This window comes from Crenobacter sp. CS_VA4 (assembly GCF_055597485.1).
The window spans coordinates 1-232 of record NZ_JBVMAE010000216.1 but is presented as its reverse complement, the minus strand read 5'-3'; the positions used below and the strand labels follow the sequence as shown (position 1 = coordinate 232).

The following is a 232-nucleotide window of genomic DNA, read 5'->3' as shown; positions in this document are numbered from 1 at the left end:
TGACGTCGGTGTCGTTTGGGCGGGGGGAAACCGCGCCGGCCGGCTGCAGCCGCTGCGCCGCGTCGAGCAAGGACTCGTTCCACGCCGCGGCGGTCGCCGCCAGCGTCTGGCCGGCCATCTCGGGGTGCGGGTCCGACCAGGTGATGAAGATGTCGAAGTCGGCTGCGACTGCTACCCGTACTCGGCCAGCTCGTCGACGCTGGACCTGAAACAGGTCACCGACGACTTCGAC

Annotated in this window: 1 pseudogene; it reads right to left on the bottom strand. The window is 69.4% G+C overall.

Annotated elements, in window-relative coordinates:
• Positions 1-232: pseudogene (locus tag ACZ2IA_RS23335) on the bottom strand (hypothetical protein); the annotation flags it as partial.